The sequence below is a fragment of the Eisenbergiella tayi genome (assembly GCF_001881565.1).
In the GTDB taxonomy this organism is placed as follows: domain Bacteria; phylum Bacillota; class Clostridia; order Lachnospirales; family Lachnospiraceae; genus Eisenbergiella; species Eisenbergiella tayi.
Genome location: NZ_MPDJ01000002.1, coordinates 626,595 through 641,436 on the forward strand (window position 1 = coordinate 626,595; position 14,842 = coordinate 641,436).

The 14,842-nt window shown below is 50.2% G+C and carries 14 protein-coding genes, 1 pseudogene and 1 other annotated feature; of the genes and pseudogenes, 1 reads left to right on the forward strand and 14 read right to left on the reverse strand.

Translation table 11 applies throughout. From position 1 onward, the window contains the following. Nucleotides 1–302 (forward strand): annotated as a pseudogene (locus BLA28_RS34165) (hypothetical protein); the annotation flags it as partial. A gap of 35 nt (nucleotides 303–337) precedes the next feature. Here the strand turns inward: BLA28_RS34165 and BLA28_RS11265 are convergent. The 14 genes from BLA28_RS11265 to BLA28_RS11335 all read right to left on the reverse strand — a co-directional run bounded on the left by BLA28_RS11265 (nucleotide 338) and on the right by BLA28_RS11335 (nucleotide 14,751). Next, complete coding sequence (locus BLA28_RS11265) at nucleotides 338–1,237, reverse strand: acetamidase/formamidase family protein (RefSeq protein WP_071699180.1); 900 nt, start codon at nucleotides 1,235–1,237, stop codon at nucleotides 338–340. Nucleotides 1,238–1,241: 4 nt separating this feature from the next. Further along, a complete protein-coding gene (locus BLA28_RS33970; RefSeq protein WP_009253781.1) occupies nucleotides 1,242–1,658 on the reverse strand; it encodes a hypothetical protein in 417 nt (138 codons plus the stop codon). Between the two features lie 46 nt (nucleotides 1,659–1,704). After that, a complete protein-coding gene (locus BLA28_RS11275; protein ID WP_169897237.1) occupies nucleotides 1,705–3,114 on the reverse strand; it encodes an alpha/beta hydrolase-fold protein in 1,410 nt (469 codons plus the stop codon). Nucleotides 3,115–3,241: 127 nt separating this feature from the next. Continuing rightward, nucleotides 3,242–3,868: an RNA polymerase sporulation sigma factor SigH gene (sigH, locus tag BLA28_RS11280; RefSeq protein WP_009253783.1), complete on the reverse strand. Its 627-nt coding sequence runs from the start codon at nucleotides 3,866–3,868 to the stop codon at nucleotides 3,242–3,244. A 63-nt stretch (nucleotides 3,869–3,931) separates the two neighbouring features. Next, nucleotides 3,932–5,473, reverse strand: a complete 1,542-nt coding sequence (locus BLA28_RS11285; RefSeq protein ID WP_069156725.1) for a GDSL-type esterase/lipase family protein — start codon at nucleotides 5,471–5,473, stop codon at nucleotides 3,932–3,934. Beyond that, nucleotides 5,473–6,213: a 23S rRNA (guanosine(2251)-2'-O)-methyltransferase RlmB gene (gene rlmB / locus BLA28_RS11290; RefSeq protein WP_069156726.1), complete on the reverse strand. Its 741-nt coding sequence runs from the start codon at nucleotides 6,211–6,213 to the stop codon at nucleotides 5,473–5,475. Before rlmB ends, BLA28_RS11285 begins: the two co-directional genes overlap by 1 nt. Before the next feature lie 12 nt (nucleotides 6,214–6,225). Continuing rightward, the gene (locus BLA28_RS11295; RefSeq protein WP_071699181.1) at nucleotides 6,226–6,666 is read right to left on the reverse strand and encodes a Mini-ribonuclease 3; all 441 of its coding nucleotides are present in this window, start codon (nucleotides 6,664–6,666) and stop codon (nucleotides 6,226–6,228) included. Further along, on the reverse strand, nucleotides 6,651–8,060 hold the full coding sequence (gene cysS / locus BLA28_RS11300) for a cysteine--tRNA ligase (protein WP_069156727.1): 1,410 nt from the start codon (nucleotides 8,058–8,060) through the stop codon (nucleotides 6,651–6,653). The genes BLA28_RS11295 and cysS overlap by 16 nt, the downstream gene beginning before the upstream one ends. 355 nt (nucleotides 8,061–8,415) lie before the next feature. After that, on the reverse strand, nucleotides 8,416–9,219 hold the full coding sequence (gene cysE / locus BLA28_RS11305; RefSeq protein ID WP_069156728.1) for a serine O-acetyltransferase: 804 nt from the start codon (nucleotides 9,217–9,219) through the stop codon (nucleotides 8,416–8,418). 112 nt (nucleotides 9,220–9,331) lie between these two features. Beyond that, nucleotides 9,332–9,565: a binding site (T-box leader), on the reverse strand. Nucleotides 9,566–9,953: 388 nt separating this feature from the next. Then, nucleotides 9,954–11,168, reverse strand: a complete 1,215-nt coding sequence (locus tag BLA28_RS11315; RefSeq protein ID WP_069156730.1) for a GNAT family N-acetyltransferase — start codon at nucleotides 11,166–11,168, stop codon at nucleotides 9,954–9,956. Between the two features lie 15 nt (nucleotides 11,169–11,183). Continuing rightward, nucleotides 11,184–11,729: a 2-C-methyl-D-erythritol 2,4-cyclodiphosphate synthase gene (gene ispF / locus BLA28_RS11320; protein ID WP_069156731.1), complete on the reverse strand. Its 546-nt coding sequence runs from the start codon at nucleotides 11,727–11,729 to the stop codon at nucleotides 11,184–11,186. Nucleotides 11,730–11,852: 123 nt separating this feature from the next. Continuing rightward, nucleotides 11,853–13,025: a macrolide family glycosyltransferase gene (locus BLA28_RS11325; protein WP_069156732.1), complete on the reverse strand. Its 1,173-nt coding sequence runs from the start codon at nucleotides 13,023–13,025 to the stop codon at nucleotides 11,853–11,855. A 542-nt stretch (nucleotides 13,026–13,567) separates the two neighbouring features. Further along, a complete protein-coding gene (locus BLA28_RS11330) occupies nucleotides 13,568–13,795 on the reverse strand; it encodes an AbrB/MazE/SpoVT family DNA-binding domain-containing protein (RefSeq protein ID WP_009253793.1) in 228 nt (75 codons plus the stop codon). Between the two features lie 80 nt (nucleotides 13,796–13,875). Beyond that, a complete protein-coding gene (locus BLA28_RS11335; protein ID WP_169897238.1) occupies nucleotides 13,876–14,751 on the reverse strand; it encodes an acyltransferase family protein in 876 nt (291 codons plus the stop codon). Between the last annotated feature and the right edge of the window lie 91 nt (nucleotides 14,752–14,842).

Genomic DNA, 14,842 nt, shown 5'->3' on the forward strand with positions numbered 1-14,842 from the left:
AGAGAGCGGAGGTTATAGCGATGTCGATATTTGAATACAACGAAGAAGAAGAAATGAAAAAAATCCGTGCCGATGAATTCAGTGTAGGCAGGGAAACCGGGAAAGCGGAAGGCAAAGCAGAAGGTAAAGCGGAGTTTGTACTGGATCTGCTTGAGAATCTGGGAGAAATACCAGACGGGCTGCGGGAGAGAATCCTTTCGGAAACCGATCTTACGATTCTGAAAAAATGGTTTTCAGAGGCAGTCAAAGCCAAAACCATCCGGGAATTCATGGAACAAACAGGCCTAACAGGAATCACCTGAAGGTTCACTGTCTAGCGCCTTTTCCCAAAACAATTTTACATGGGTTTCCACCCGTATCTCTCCAGTATTTGCCTGGGAAATTCCACGCGCACTGTCATCTGGGGATCTACAATTTGACATATACACATATCCGCTGCCAGGGACATCAGCATTCCTGCTTTCAATTCGTCTATTCCGGCGGTTTCCCGGATATATTCTTCCATCAGCAATACGGCTTTCTTTCCCGCCTCATCCGTCGTGTCCGCCGACTGGATTGTCATCACCTTATCCTCTGTCACAAGAAACGGGGTCGGCATACGGCAGTCCTTCAGCACACTCACCCGCACAGTCACTTCACCCGCCGTCTCCAACCCGCAGATAAACACCTCGCCATCCCCCATCAGGGCATGAAGATCTCCCATGGACAGCAGCGCACCCGGCACGGCGACCGGCAGATACAGGACGGAGCCTTCACCGATTTTACGGCAATCCATGTTTCCTCCATGACCGCCAGGCGTCTCCGTGCCGATTCCCTCCCCTCCGGGAGCCGTACCTATAACCCCGATCATGGGACAGCAGTCCAGCGTCAGTTTCTCGTCAAAACGGATTTTATTATCACTGATTTCAAAGATCACTGCCTTCGGATCCGGAAACCTGCCTGCAAAAGCTCCATAAGAAAAAGAGGAGCACATGACTCCCCAGCTGCGAAGCTCTATTTTAAGGATTTCCACCTTCAGGATATCCCCCGGCCGGGCGCCATGGATATACAAAGGGCCTGTGGCCGGATTTCCCAGCGCGTCCCTGCGGTCTCCCAGGGGCCTTTCCTCACAGGTCACACTGTCATCGTAGCAGTCCCTGGTCTGGAATACCACAGTTTCCCCGCTATCACACACAGCCGCGGGGGCGACTGACTTATCGAGACTGTCCTGAACATATTCTCTGCTGATATATAACATCCGTTTACGATTCCTCTCCGCTTTTCTCCGGCATTTCCGCCGCTTCTGACTCTTCCTTTTTTTCCGTTTCCGCCTCTTCCCCGGCAAGGCCGGTTCCCTTCAGGATCCCCCAGATATAAGGGGCGCCGAACATACTCAGCTTTTTGGGGCCGCGGATAGGCTCTCCGGCCTCTCTGGCTTCCCGGATTTTCTTATATGCCCGGAGAACCGTAGCTTGGGTAATGGACTTTTCCTTCCTGTCACAAAAGAGCTCCCGCCCCTTCACTCTGTATGTAAAAGGCAGCTTCTTGCTGGTATAAAACGTACTGCCCGCATTAAGCTCCACCACATTCCACAGAAGCGTTCCCAGTTCTTCCTCCGATTCACATTTCCTGACCGCTTCCACCGCCGCCTCACATTCCTTTATGTTCATCTCATCCATATATAAACCTGCTTCTTTCCAGCGTGCGCCTCAGAAAGGCTGCCTGCTATGCCAACGGTTCCTCATCCTGAAAAAGCAAGGGGAGAAAGTCCCGGATACACTGACGCCATACATTCCAGTCATGGCCTCCCTCATATTCTCTGCGGATACAGGGGATTTTATTTTCTTCACAGAATGCGTCATCCTCAGCGAAGCGATCCCAAAATTCATCCTGCCTGCCCATGGCGCGGAAAAACAGGTGCAGCCCCTTTTGGAAGCTTTCTTCCTTCATGATTTCCAGGAAACTGTTATCCTGGTTTTCCCCCATGCAGTCGTGCATGAAGCCGCTGAAAAGCCCTTCCCAGCCAAACAGCTCCCCATACCGGCAGACCGTCATGCTGGTCTGCATGGAACCCATGGAAAGCCCCGCCATAGCCCGGAAATCTCTGTCCGCCTTTACCCGGTATTTTTTTTCGATAAAAGGAATAATATCCTCCACCAGCTCCTCCGGGAACAGATTATGCCTTAAAATAGTCTCACCCTCTGCCGTTTCATCCATCACCATGCCGTTTGCCATGACAATGAGCATAGGGACAGCTTTTCCCCGGGCAAGCAGGTTATCCATAATATGATTTACCTTTCCCTGCCATACCCAGCCCCGTTCATTCTCTCCAAACCCATGCTGAAGATAAAGGACCGGATAGGAACCGCGGTTCTCCTCGTAGCCCGGCGGCACATAAACGATACAGGTCTCCGTCCTTCCTGTCACAGAAGAATTGTAATACTCATGACGGATATCCCCGTGGGGTACATCCTTCATCTGGAAAAAGTCGGGCACCGGCCCGATTTCAATATAGTTAACCGGTCTGGAAAACCCATAGCCGATAGGGAGAAAAGGATTGAGCACCAGGCAGTTATCCACGTACAGATTCGTATAATAGAAGCCGGGTTCCAGCGGGAGCGTAACCGTCCACACATCTTTTTCCGTCTCAAGAAAAGGATACATCATATCGCCAATCTGCAGCTGCACATTCATGGCATTGGGATAACGCAGACGCACATAGGGCCTTCCCTCCGCCCGGTACATCAGTCCCTCCTGGGAATTGTGGGGCACCGGCTTTTCATTCGTCTCCACAAGCACCGGCCTGCTGTATGCACAGGACTGCTCCACCACGCCCGGGTTGTCCATCCATTCCTTTCCGGCATCGATCTGTTCCCTTACCTCTATCGTAAGGTTTTCCGTCACTGCCTCCGCATCCCGCAGCGTCTTCAGCACACCGTCCAGATTGCTGCCCAGACGTTTCCGGCTTTTATCCAGGCCTTCCACTATGATATGTATTCTGCCGGATGCCTCAGACAGCATGGCGTATATATTGTCCAGATTTTCTCCTCTGGATTCCGGAAGATTCAGCTTTCCCTGCAGATAACGGTACATTTCCTCCCTGGACCGTATTCCCGCAAAGTTCAGTTTAATCATACCTTTCTCCTTTTCTTTCTCATTATCCTTCATCCTTTGTTTCTTCCTTCCTGTATACAGCTGCCGATCCCGGTTCCATAAAGGAGACAACTGTCCGTGCGGGCAGACGTTTCTTCGCGGACTGCGTTCAATCCCCTGATATTGCCCTGCGGATCTTGCTTTTAATCCTCTGCAGCGCATTATCCGTACTTTTGCCGTCCTTGCCCAGAACCCTTGCAATCTGATTATAGCTCATTCCGGTAATATAAAGATCCAGCACCTGCTTTTCAAAGGTGCTCAATTCCTTATCAATCGCCTGCTCCAGCACCTCCACATTTTCCCGATCGATAAAAAGCTCCTCAGGGCTCATCTCCAAAGCGGCCGGTATGGCATTCATGAGATTGTTTTCTTCATTACCGTCCCCGTCCTGGCTTCCGTCTCCCCCGTAAAGGGAGATATAGGTATTCAGGGGCATGTGCTTTTTCCGGGAAGACGCCTGCACCGCGGTATACATCTGTCTGGATACACACAGATCCGCAAAGGTGCTGAAGCTGGCGTCTCTGCCGCTGTCATAATCCCGGATGGCCTTGAACAGCCCTATCATCCCCTCCTGGATCAGATCGTTGCTGTCCCCGCCCAGAAGATACATGGATTTGGCTTTTGTCTTGACCATCCCTTTATATTTTTCCATGATGTAATCAGTGATGTCATTCTCGCCGTCACGAAGAAGCACAATCAATTCTTCATCACTATATTCCCCGTAGGAATCTTTCATTGGGAAATCATTCCTTTCTGATATTTCCGGTCCAATCAGGCCCCGTGTCTCCGGCCCGCAGTCTTACTGTTCCGTCTTTTGCTGCCTAGACTGCAGAATACGGATTAAATCCGCCGCCACATGCTCTCCCAGGATCTGATAGCCATCCGCATTGGGATGGACTCCGTCCGGCATAAAATGAAGCACATTATCCTTGTCATGTCCGTCCAGGATGTTGGAATTATACAGATCAATTACTTCCATTCCGTGTTCCTGCGCCAGCTGGCTGATCACATCCGCAAACTTATCCTGGGAAATCAGGTAGGGATGCTGGGTTTTCAGATAATCCTGAAGGCTGTTGGGCAGAGGGGTCATGAAAATCACCTCCGCATGGGGATAATTTTCCTTAAGCCCGTCCATCAGTTCATCCAGATCTCCCCAGAAGGTCCGTTTCTTTCTCTCTGCGGAGTTTCCGAACTCCACAAGGCTGGCACAGAATTCGTCATTCGTTCCTCCCATCACAAGGATAATATCGGTGTCTTTGGGAATATTTTCGTACCGATCCACAAAGGCATCCGCCCAGTACCTGCCTATGGAAGAACCGCCGATTCCCAGGTTATATACCTGTCTGGCATCCAGAGCTTCCCCCAGCACGTGAGGATATGCAAGATCCTGATAATTTTCTATACTGTCCAGATTGACCGCCTGGGTGATGCTGTCTCCCAGACAGGTTATTTTAATATCGGTAAAATCAATGTTATTTTCCGAGATGGTCCTTTTATCCTGTTCGTTCACCAGAAGGGTTTCCTTATGGGAGCTTCGCACGGCCTGGCGCTGTGCCAGGGTATAACGCTTCTTTCCGAAAGGATTTTCCAGCCTGGATTCATTTTTCCCTCTCCGGTAAACGATATCGCTGCCGGAAACCGTATTGCCTGAAATATCATTATCCGAAACACCATTGCCGGACACATCGTTGCCGGACACATTATTTCCGGATACGTCATTTCCGGACACGTCATTCCCGGATACACTGTTTCCGGACACTTCGCCTTCTTCTTCCTCTTCGTCGGCAGTATCCTTTTCGGCTTCAGCTTTTTCCGACGTATCGTTTCCCGACACCGAATTATCCGACACGGAATTGCCGGATATCGAATTACCGGATACCGAATTCCCCGAAACCGAATTTCCGGATACGCTGTTTCCGGACACATCATCCCCGCAGGGCCTCAGCAGCTCCCTTGCCGGTATTTTGTTGCCGGACACATCCTGTCCTTCCGTTTCCTCTCCGGAACCGTCTTCATCCGGGATCCCGTCACCGGATACCTGATTGCCGCTCACATTTTCCCCTGCGGAATTCTGAGATACGCCGGAATCCTTTTCCCCTGCTTCTTCTCCCGTATCTTCTCCAGTTTGTCCGCCCTTTTCCTCTGCTGCAGCCGCCTGCTCCCCGCTCTCCGCCGTGCCGTCCTGCGCAAGCGTCTCCACATTCTGTACAAGAACGCTGTCCGCCTGCACCGCAGGGACATCGGAAGGCTCTTCTTTCGGTGTACAGGCTGCCGCAAATGATAACAGGAATACTGCCAGAAGACTGCTCCCCGTTATTTTAAGAAACCCAAACTTTTTCATTATAACAGACGCTGCCTTACGATTTCATATGCCAGAACGCCTGCTGCGACAGAAGCGTTCAGGGAATCGATATTTCCTTTCATAGGAATAGAAGCGATAAAATCGCAGTTTTCCTTCACCAGGCGGCCCACGCCCTCCCCTTCATTTCCGATAACCAGTCCGATAGAGCCAGTGAGATTCAAATCATACATCCTCGTCCCGTCCATATCCGCACAGACAAACCACATCCCCTTCTTTTTCAGTTCCTCCATGGTTTTTACCAGGTTGGTGATCTTGGCAACAGGCGTATAATTCAGTGCCCCCGCAGATGTACGCGCCACAGCAGCCGTAAGCCCTACCGCCCGGTTTTTGGGAATGATCACGCCATGGGCACCTGCCAGGTTGGCGGTACGGATAATGGCTCCCAGGTTATGGGGATCTTCAATATTATCCAGCAAAATCAGAAAGGGAGGCTCCTGTTTTTCCTCCGCCAGCTTCAGTATATCCTCTACCTGGGCATACTCATAAGCGGCTGCATAGGCAATCACTCCCTGATGCTTTCCGGTTTCCGACATCTGATCCAGGCGTTCCCTGGAAACATATTTTATGAGGCAGTCCGTCTTTTTGGCCTCCCTCTTAATGGTCATAATCGGGCCGTCCTGACAGTTATCCAGAATAAAAACCCTGTCGATGGTCTTGCCGGAACGGAATGCTTCGATTACCGCATTACGCCCTTCAATAGTAAGTTCTTCGTATCTCATAACAGCTCCTTCTTATAAATGAATATCCAGTTCATTCAGGGATATCTTAATCAGCTCCATAAGCCTGTCCATGCGGTCATCCAGGTAAAGATAACCATACAGGGCTTCCAGTGCGGTTGCTTTTCTGTAATCCCCCACCGTGGCATTCTTGGCCGTGGTATAGGATTTGGCATTCCTTCCCCTTCGGAAAACCGCCTGCTCTTCCGGGGTGAGGAAACTCTGGATAGCATCGCCAATAAGCGCCTGTGTCTGGGCCTTTACCAGACGGCTTTTTTCCTTATGAAGCCTGTTTGGAGAAGCATTGTGGCATTCCACCACCACGGTCCTTATAATCAGATCATAAATGCAGTCTCCCACAAAGGCAAGAGTCAGGGGGGAGTAGGTCCGCAGATCCACTTCCCCCAGCCCGAATTCTCTTTTTATCTGTGCCAGCAGGCTTATGCTCTCTTCCATTTCACTCCTTCACGGGTGTCCTCCAGGATAATGCCTTTGGCAAGCAGCTCATCCCTGATTTCATCCGCCCTGGCAAAATTCTTTGCTTTTCTGGCAGCCTGGCGTTCTTCGATTAAGGCTTCCACCGAGCTGTCCAGCATTTCTTCCTTTTTCTCCACGATCAGGCCGCAGACATCGGAAAGCTCCTTGATTTCATTCAGAAGCTCCCTGATATAGGCGGCGGAATTATCGGCAGAGGTATTGGTGTTGATGAATTTTACCAGTTCAAAAATTGCGGCAATGGCATCCGCGGTATTCAAATCATCATCCATGGCTTCGTCGAATTTGGCGGCAAAGCCTGTTGCTTCCTCCAGAAGCTTTATCTCTTCCTGGGATTTTTCCCTATCTTCCGCTTTTTCCAGAAGGAAATTCAGGTTCGTTACCGCAGTACGGATTCTGTCCAGGCCGTTCTTTGCCGCTTCCATCAGCTCATCGCTGAAGTTAAGGGGACTTCTGTAATGGGCGGACAGCATGAAGAAACGCACTACCTGAGGATCGTATTTGGCCACGATGTCACGCACGGTGAAAAAGTTTCCGGCCGACTTGCTCATTTTCTTATTATCAATATTCAGGAATGCATTATGCATCCAGTATCTGGCGAAAGGCTTGCCGTTAGCCGCCTCCGACTGGGCAATCTCATTTTCATGATGAGGGAATACCAGATCCTCTCCGCCCGCATGGATGTCAATTTCATCACCCAGATATTTTTTGCTCATGACGGAGCATTCAATGTGCCAGCCGGGACGGCCGTTGCACCAGGGGGATTCCCAATAGGGCTCTCCGTCTTTTTTAGGCTTCCAGAGGACGAAATCCAGGGGATCTTCCTTCTGATCTTCACCGGAAACCAGCAGAGAGCGCTTGCCGCCTTCCAGATCGTCCAGGTTTTTATGGGAAAGCTTGCCGTATTCCTTAAAGCTTCTCACACGGAAATACACGGTTCCGTCGGCGGCCGCATAGGCATGGCCGTCTTCTATCAGCTTCTCTATCATTTCCAGCATTCCGCAGATTTCCTGGGTAGCCTGGGGATGGGTGGTCGCAGGCTTCACATTGAGGGATTCCATATCCTTCCTGCATTCCGCTATATAACGTTCGGAAATGACTGTGGAATCCACGCCTTCCTCTATGGCCTTTTTAATAATTTTATCATCCACATCGGTAAAGTTGCTCACATAATTTACTTTATAGCCTTTATGCTCAAAATAACGGCGTACCGTATCAAATACAATCATGGGACGGGCATTGCCTATATGGATTAAATTATAAACAGTAGGCCCGCAGACATACATCTTTACCTCGCCAGGCGTAATGGGTACAAATTCTTCCTTTTTCTTTGACAGGGTATTGTAGATTTTCATCTTCTTATGATTCTCCTTTTTCTCTATTTTCGTGAAGATACTCTGATTCTTTCTATTATTATCTTAAACTTCGCACACACCCCTGTCCCCTCCGGCCCTGTTTCCGCGGCGTCGGCCCGGTTTGGAACCCCTGCCCTCTGCGCCGGTTTTGCAGGGTTTCCTGTAAGGGGCGTATAAACTCGCCGGGCCTTAGGCCGCGTTTTTTGCGGCCTTAGCACCGCTGCGTGTTTATCCGAGCGAGAGCGTCCCCTGGAAGGATCCCTGCATAGCCGGCGCAGAGGGCAGGGGTTCCAAACCGGGCCGACGCCACGGAAACAGGGCCGGAGGGACAGGGGCGTGTGCGAAGTTTGGGTCTTTATTCTTCCGCCTGCTCCGGGGCAGGACAGGAAACGTCTCCTGCGCCCTTTTTGCAGCACTTCAGCGTTTCATGACACCGTTCCTTCTTCCTGCATTCCTGGCGGAAGCAGCATTCGCCGTCTTCACATTCTTTTTCTTCTGTTCTTTTAAGGTAACGCACTTCCGCTTCCAGGTCAAGCAGTCTGTTGATTAATTCGCTGTTTGCATGCTGTAAATTGGAAATATCCTCTTTTACCGGATCCGGTAAATTCACCTGATCCATGGTATCACGGGGTATCGGCTGGTTTCCCCTTTTCACCACCCGGCCGGGAACACCCACCACCGTGGAATTGGGGGGGACTTCTTCAAGGACCACACTGCCCGCTCCGATTTTCGAATTTTCCCCTATGGTAAAGGAACCAAGCACCTTCGCGCCCGCGCTTATCATTACATTATCCCCCACGGTAGGATGGCGCTTTCCGTGCTCCTTACCCGTTCCGCCCAGGGTAACGCCCTGGTAAAGAGTTACGTTATCCCCTATTATGGCTGTTTCTCCTATGATAACTCCATTCCCGTGATCAATGAAAAACCCTTTTCCGATCTGTGCTCCCGGATGTATTTCGATTCCCGTTTTGCGCACGCCCCGCTGGGAGATCCACCTGGCCAGGAAAAAATGACCGGATCTGTACAGTCTGTGCGCGAGGCGGTAATGAAGCATCGCCTTAAAACTGGGATAGAGAAATACCTCCATGGAAGTATGGATGGCCGGATCCCGTTCCCGGATAATCCGGATTTCTTCTTTTATATTTCCGATTATGCCCATTTTGCTTCCTTCTTTCCTATAGGATTGACAGAAGACACCAACCTCCTTGTTTTCACATATTCTCTCTTGCTTCTTACGTAAAAAGAAAAAACGCGCCTTCTTCCATCCTCTGCTAAGAGACGGTTAAAGCCGCGGTTCCACTCTGCTTCAGGCCATATAAAAAATAACAGCCTGCACTTATATCGCGTAACGTGCGTAAACGTACCCGGTTAAAGGGAATTTCTTCCTTTCACCGGATCAGCTCCCGGAGGCACTTTCAGCTGTCCTTGCCGGGAATGCTTGCAGCCGGTGACACTCCCTCTCTGCGGCAGAATACATACTTACTCTTTCCGTTCATCGCCTTTTTCCTATCATCCGATCGATGTCTATGTATACAGAATATGCAATAATAGCTTTTTTGTCAACTTTTTTCAGCTATATGGGTGTAGATAAAAAACATAGGCGCCGCCGTCCGTGTCCCTGCCGCTCTCCGGCGCTGCCCGGTTCCGTCTCCTTTCTCCTGCCGCTCTGCAAGGATTCCTGTAAGGGGCGTATAAGCACGCCGGTCCTTAGGCTGCGTATTTTGCAGCTTTAGTACTGCTGCGTGATTATCCGAGCGATAAGCAAAAACGACTAAAGTCGTTCCCCTGTAAGGAACCTTGCAGAGCGGCAGGAGAAAGGAGACGGAACCGGGCAGCGCCGGAGAGCGGCAGGGACACGGACGGCGGCGCCTATGTTTTTTATCTACACCCCAGCTATATGATTTCATTGACACATATATCGCTAAGCGTCTGCACCTGTTCCAGGCTGTGCAGCAGCCCTACCATTTCCCAAAGGTAGCCTCCGTTGAAGGTAAAGCATTTCTCTGCCGGTTCCCTGCCGAAAAGGAAGGCACAGAAACGATCCGCCGAAGTTTCCGCGTACAGCTTTCCTTTCACTTCTTCAGATCCTATTTTTTTGACAACGCTTTCTTCCGGCCCGGATTTCCAGTAAAAGTAGCCGTTGTTTTCTTCGATCAGGTTGTCCGTGTACTTCATGAAGACTTCTATTTTCTGTCTGCTGCGGATCAGGGAAAGCATGGACGGCAGATGCATAATTCTTCCCATGACGGCAGGCCTGCGTTCGGGAGCCGGTTCGATCAGAAGCTCCTCATATTCGGGAAGCACCAGGACCTCCTGTATTTCTTCATTCTTATCCGGTCCGTACAGGAAGTAACCCACAACATTATCGTCATTCAAAAGGAGGAATATATCTCCCTGTCTGGCATGCATTTCCTGTAAAGCCATCCGGTAATAGTCCCCGGAACGTTCCGCAAACAGCTGGCACCTGTGTTCCAGCCAGGATGCGGCAAAATCAGCCACATGGGAAATATCCGCCTCTTCCATGGGCCGGATCTGCAGCATGTCGGAGCCCGTATGCTGCTTTTCTTCCCGTACATCCTCCGCCGCCTGCAGAATCTTGCGTTCATATCGGATCGATATGGTCTCTCTTGTTTTTCCCTTTAAAAGGGGCAGTACCTTCAGGATAAATTCCGGCTGAAGTGTCCACTTTGGTTTATTAAAGACATAAATAAACTGAAAAAGTTCATATTCTGCCGCAGCATCCGGAAGCAGATACATAAAAGGGTGTTTCTGCTCATACTGCTGCAGACAGGCCTCTCTCAGAAGCCTGCCCATAAAACCGCTGTGTCTCTGCGTTTCACCGCTTACCGCACCTGCCGCATAATCGGCTTCTATCACCTGGCTGGAATTTCCCGTTTTCATCCGCAGCCTGCCGGTAGTCAGCCAGAGCATCGCCAGCGCCTTCCCGTCCTCTTCCATGACAAGCGCACTGCTTTTCTCCACTCTGTTTTCAAAAGAGGAATCCATAAAAAGCCGGATATCATCGCAAAAGCCTTCTTCCCACAGGGGACGAATACTGCAGCAGACTCTGCCTTCTATTTTTTTTATCTGTTGGTTCTGTATATCCATTTTATTATCCAGCCTTTATTGTATTCCGTTTTTCGGACAGCCTCCGCAGCCCCCACAGCCTGCATTGACATCAGATGAATATAATCCGTAGGGTGTATTTAAAAGGCAGACTGCCTGAGAGGAAATTCCCTCTCCCGTACCGGTGAAGCCCAGCCCTTCTTCCGTAGTTGCCTTTACATTTACCTGGGATACCTCTACCTGAAGAACCCGGGCAATATTTTCCCTCATCGTGTCAATATAGGGGCGCATTTTAGGCGCCTGCGCAATAATGGTCGCATCAATGTTTTCAATAAGAAAACTGTTGTCCTCCAGCAACTGCCCCACCTTTCCCAAAAGCTCCATACTGCTGATTCCTTTATAAGCAGGATCCGAATCCGGAAAATGCTTTCCGATATCTCCAAGAGCCGCCGCTCCGAGAAGCGCGTCCATTATGGCATGGAGAAGCACGTCCGCGTCCGAATGTCCAAGAAGACCTTTCTCATAAGGGATGTCAACTCCGCCGATTATCAGCTTTCTTCCCTCTGTAAGACGGTGCACATCATATCCCATTCCTATTCTCATGTGTTACTCTCCTTGCATCCTTCCATTTTCCTCCCGCGCAAAAGCACCGGGCTTCTGCATGGGAAGGATATATATGTTGAAAGTATACCACAATTCGGGAACAAATAACAGGCAAACCACTCCTCATTTTTTCTCAATAATTTCTTCAATGGTATCCGCAGCCTTCAGGGCTCCGCCGGCCCTTTTGAGGCCTGCTCCTATTTTTCCGGCGTTTTCACGGCAGGATTGGTTTTCCAGGAGATATGTAACTGTTCTTTTCAGTGCTGCGGGGCGCGTGCTTTTCAGAAAAATTCCTGCGCCCAGTTCCCGGACGCGGCGTGCCACAGCACCTTCTTCGGGCTGTTGGGGAAACAGCACAAGAGGTACTCCAAAATAAAGGCTTTCACTCACACTGTTCATGCCGCAGTGGGTTATAAAAACACTGGCTTCCTGCAGAACCTGAAGCTGATCCACCCTGGGGGATATGGTGAAATTGGACGGGACGTCTCCCAGGGAGGGGATATCCGTACGGCTTCCCACCGCCATAATCACATCCATGTTTTCCCCCTTCAGGGCCTCCATGCAATTACGGTAGAAGCTGTCTTTTTTATTCAGCACGGTTCCCAGAGAAACGTAAACCAGGGGACGTCTTCTTTCGGCGGCTGCCGAGACAGGAACCGCAAGGGACGGCCCGGTAAAGCGGTAACGGGAAGAAAAGGTATCCGCCATGGGCTGGAATTCCGGGGAGGTATATACGATGGTATCCGTATCATTGTCATTCTGCAGCAGTTCATAAAATTTATCCGCCTGATAGCCATGCTGCCGCAGTTCCTCCATCCTCGCATTGATTTCGGACATCCCCGCCATCATGCGGAAGATTTCTCCGGGCTTCTGCTTCATCAGCTTTGCGGTGTACCTATTGAACGCAAAGGTGGTTGTCGAACACACATAAGGGATCCCCAGCCTTTTGGCATAGAGCTTTCCCCAGATGCAGATGGAATCGGACACGATGCAGTCGGGCTTCCATTCTCCGAATTCTTTCAGTATTCTCTCTTCCATGGCCAGGGTCACATGGACGGTCATGGAAATCAGAGACGCCAGATCCCTGCCCACTTTCTTATCAATATCCGCAGGGGCGGGAGGCATGTATTCATCACAGCAGATGCAGGCTGCACCAGTGTTCTCTATCCGATCCCGGAATTCCCGGAAGGAATAATAATGAACTTCATGCCCCCTTTTCACTAATTCACGTACCACCTCCAGTGTGGGATTGGTATGGCCATATGCGGGAATGTTAAAAAATGCGATTCTGCTCATTATGTCCTCCTTTTGTTCTACTTTTATTTATTTGTTTTATATGTATTACTTTTCTTACTTTTATAACCAGATTATACTCTTTACAGTATCCAGTGTCAACATAAAAGACTGCCGTCTGAGAAATTGGTTCCTGCCCTCTCTCGTCCGGGCATCCCCTGCCGCCTTCTTCCTGCCGCCTCCCGACGCTCTATGACCAGTGCGGAAGAGCGTCCTCTGTATTTACAGAAACATCTCAAAAAAAGAGAGCTGTTTCTAACAATCTTGATTTTGTGCTCTGCTGCCCGTCTTTAGCGGCGATGTAAGCGACTAAAGTCGCTCTGACGACCAACGGGAGGAGTTCAGCCGCGCTGGCAGCGGAGTATAAAATCAAAATTGTTAGAAACAGCCCCTTTTTTTGTCTGTTTCTGCAAATACAGAGGACGCTCTTCCGCACAGGCCATAGAGCGCCGGGAGGCGGCAGGAAGAAGGCAGCAGGGAATGCCCGGACGAGAGAGGGCAGGAACCAATTTCTCAGACGGCAGTCCTTATTTCATATCCTGGCATCATTCTTCTTCCGGTTCCTTTTTGCTGAAAACATCATCAAACAGCTGAACCGTGCTGTTAAAAGGCAGAATGCCTATTCCCTGCGCTTCATCCGCGAGCAGGAGAAGCATGTCACCGGGTTCGATTCCGAACATATCCCTGACTTCCTTCGGCACAACAATCTGGCCTTTGGGCCCCACTTTTATGGACGCCACAAATTTTCCCTCCGGCGGTTTTAATTTTGCCATATATCTTTCCTTCCTTCTGTCAGCTTTTCAATCCACAGTATCACTTGTAAGAAAAATCTTACCACCGTTCCTGTCAGCCGTCAACTCTGTTCCTTAATTCCAGCTTTTTGCCGGCTAATTTTGTCGGTTTTCAGGCCGAAAAGACTGTTCAGAACAGGAATCCTGCCAAAGCCCATACCCAAAAGAAGCGCGGCTGAAAGGGAAAACAGGAATACAAGGATATAATTCCACAAATAAGGAAGGGTGAAACTGTCGGTCAGAAACCAGGCGGCATAAATCATGGGAACATAATGAAAATAGTAAATCCCAAAGCTGTGGCTACTCATATAGGAGGTAAACCGGCTGCGGAAATTAAACCAGCGGCCGGCGGCTCCCAGAAGCCCAAGGAGCATGAGCCAGGTATACAGCATCACCACCGGATTATTCACTGTCATCTGATAAGGGATTCCCCAGGAAAAAACCGTTTGGGCCGCACCTGCCGCCAGTCCCGTCCCCAGCAGGGGAAGGCAGTATTTCTGAAGCTGCCGCATTATTTTTTCATGGTAAAAAACATAATATCCCATAAGAAAGAGAAGCAGATACAAACCCACGCGGAAGGTATAGGCAATATACAGGATTTGGGCGGAGGCAAGCACCGGGAAGTACAGAAGCAGCAATATGGGCAGCGTACACTTTTCTCCCAGCGCGGACAGCCGTCCTTTTTTGTCCGCTTTCCTGATCCCCGCCAAACATGCGGATAAAACGAACAGCTGCAGAAGGAACCAGGACGGCCCCATTCCCTGAACTGCCCTGATACAGAACACCACCCATTCCGGCAGGGACGCAAACGCTTCGGGGATCCCGTTTACCCGGATGGAAAGCCCGGAATCCAGGGGCCCGATGAACCCTCTTATACACATCCAACTGTGTATAAGAGACAGGGACAGGAAACGTCTCCTGCGCCCTTTTTGCAGCACTTCAGCGTTTCATGACACCGTTCCTTCTTCCTGCATTCCTGGCGGAAGCAGCATTCGCCGTCTTCACATTCTTTTTCTTCTGTTCTTTTAA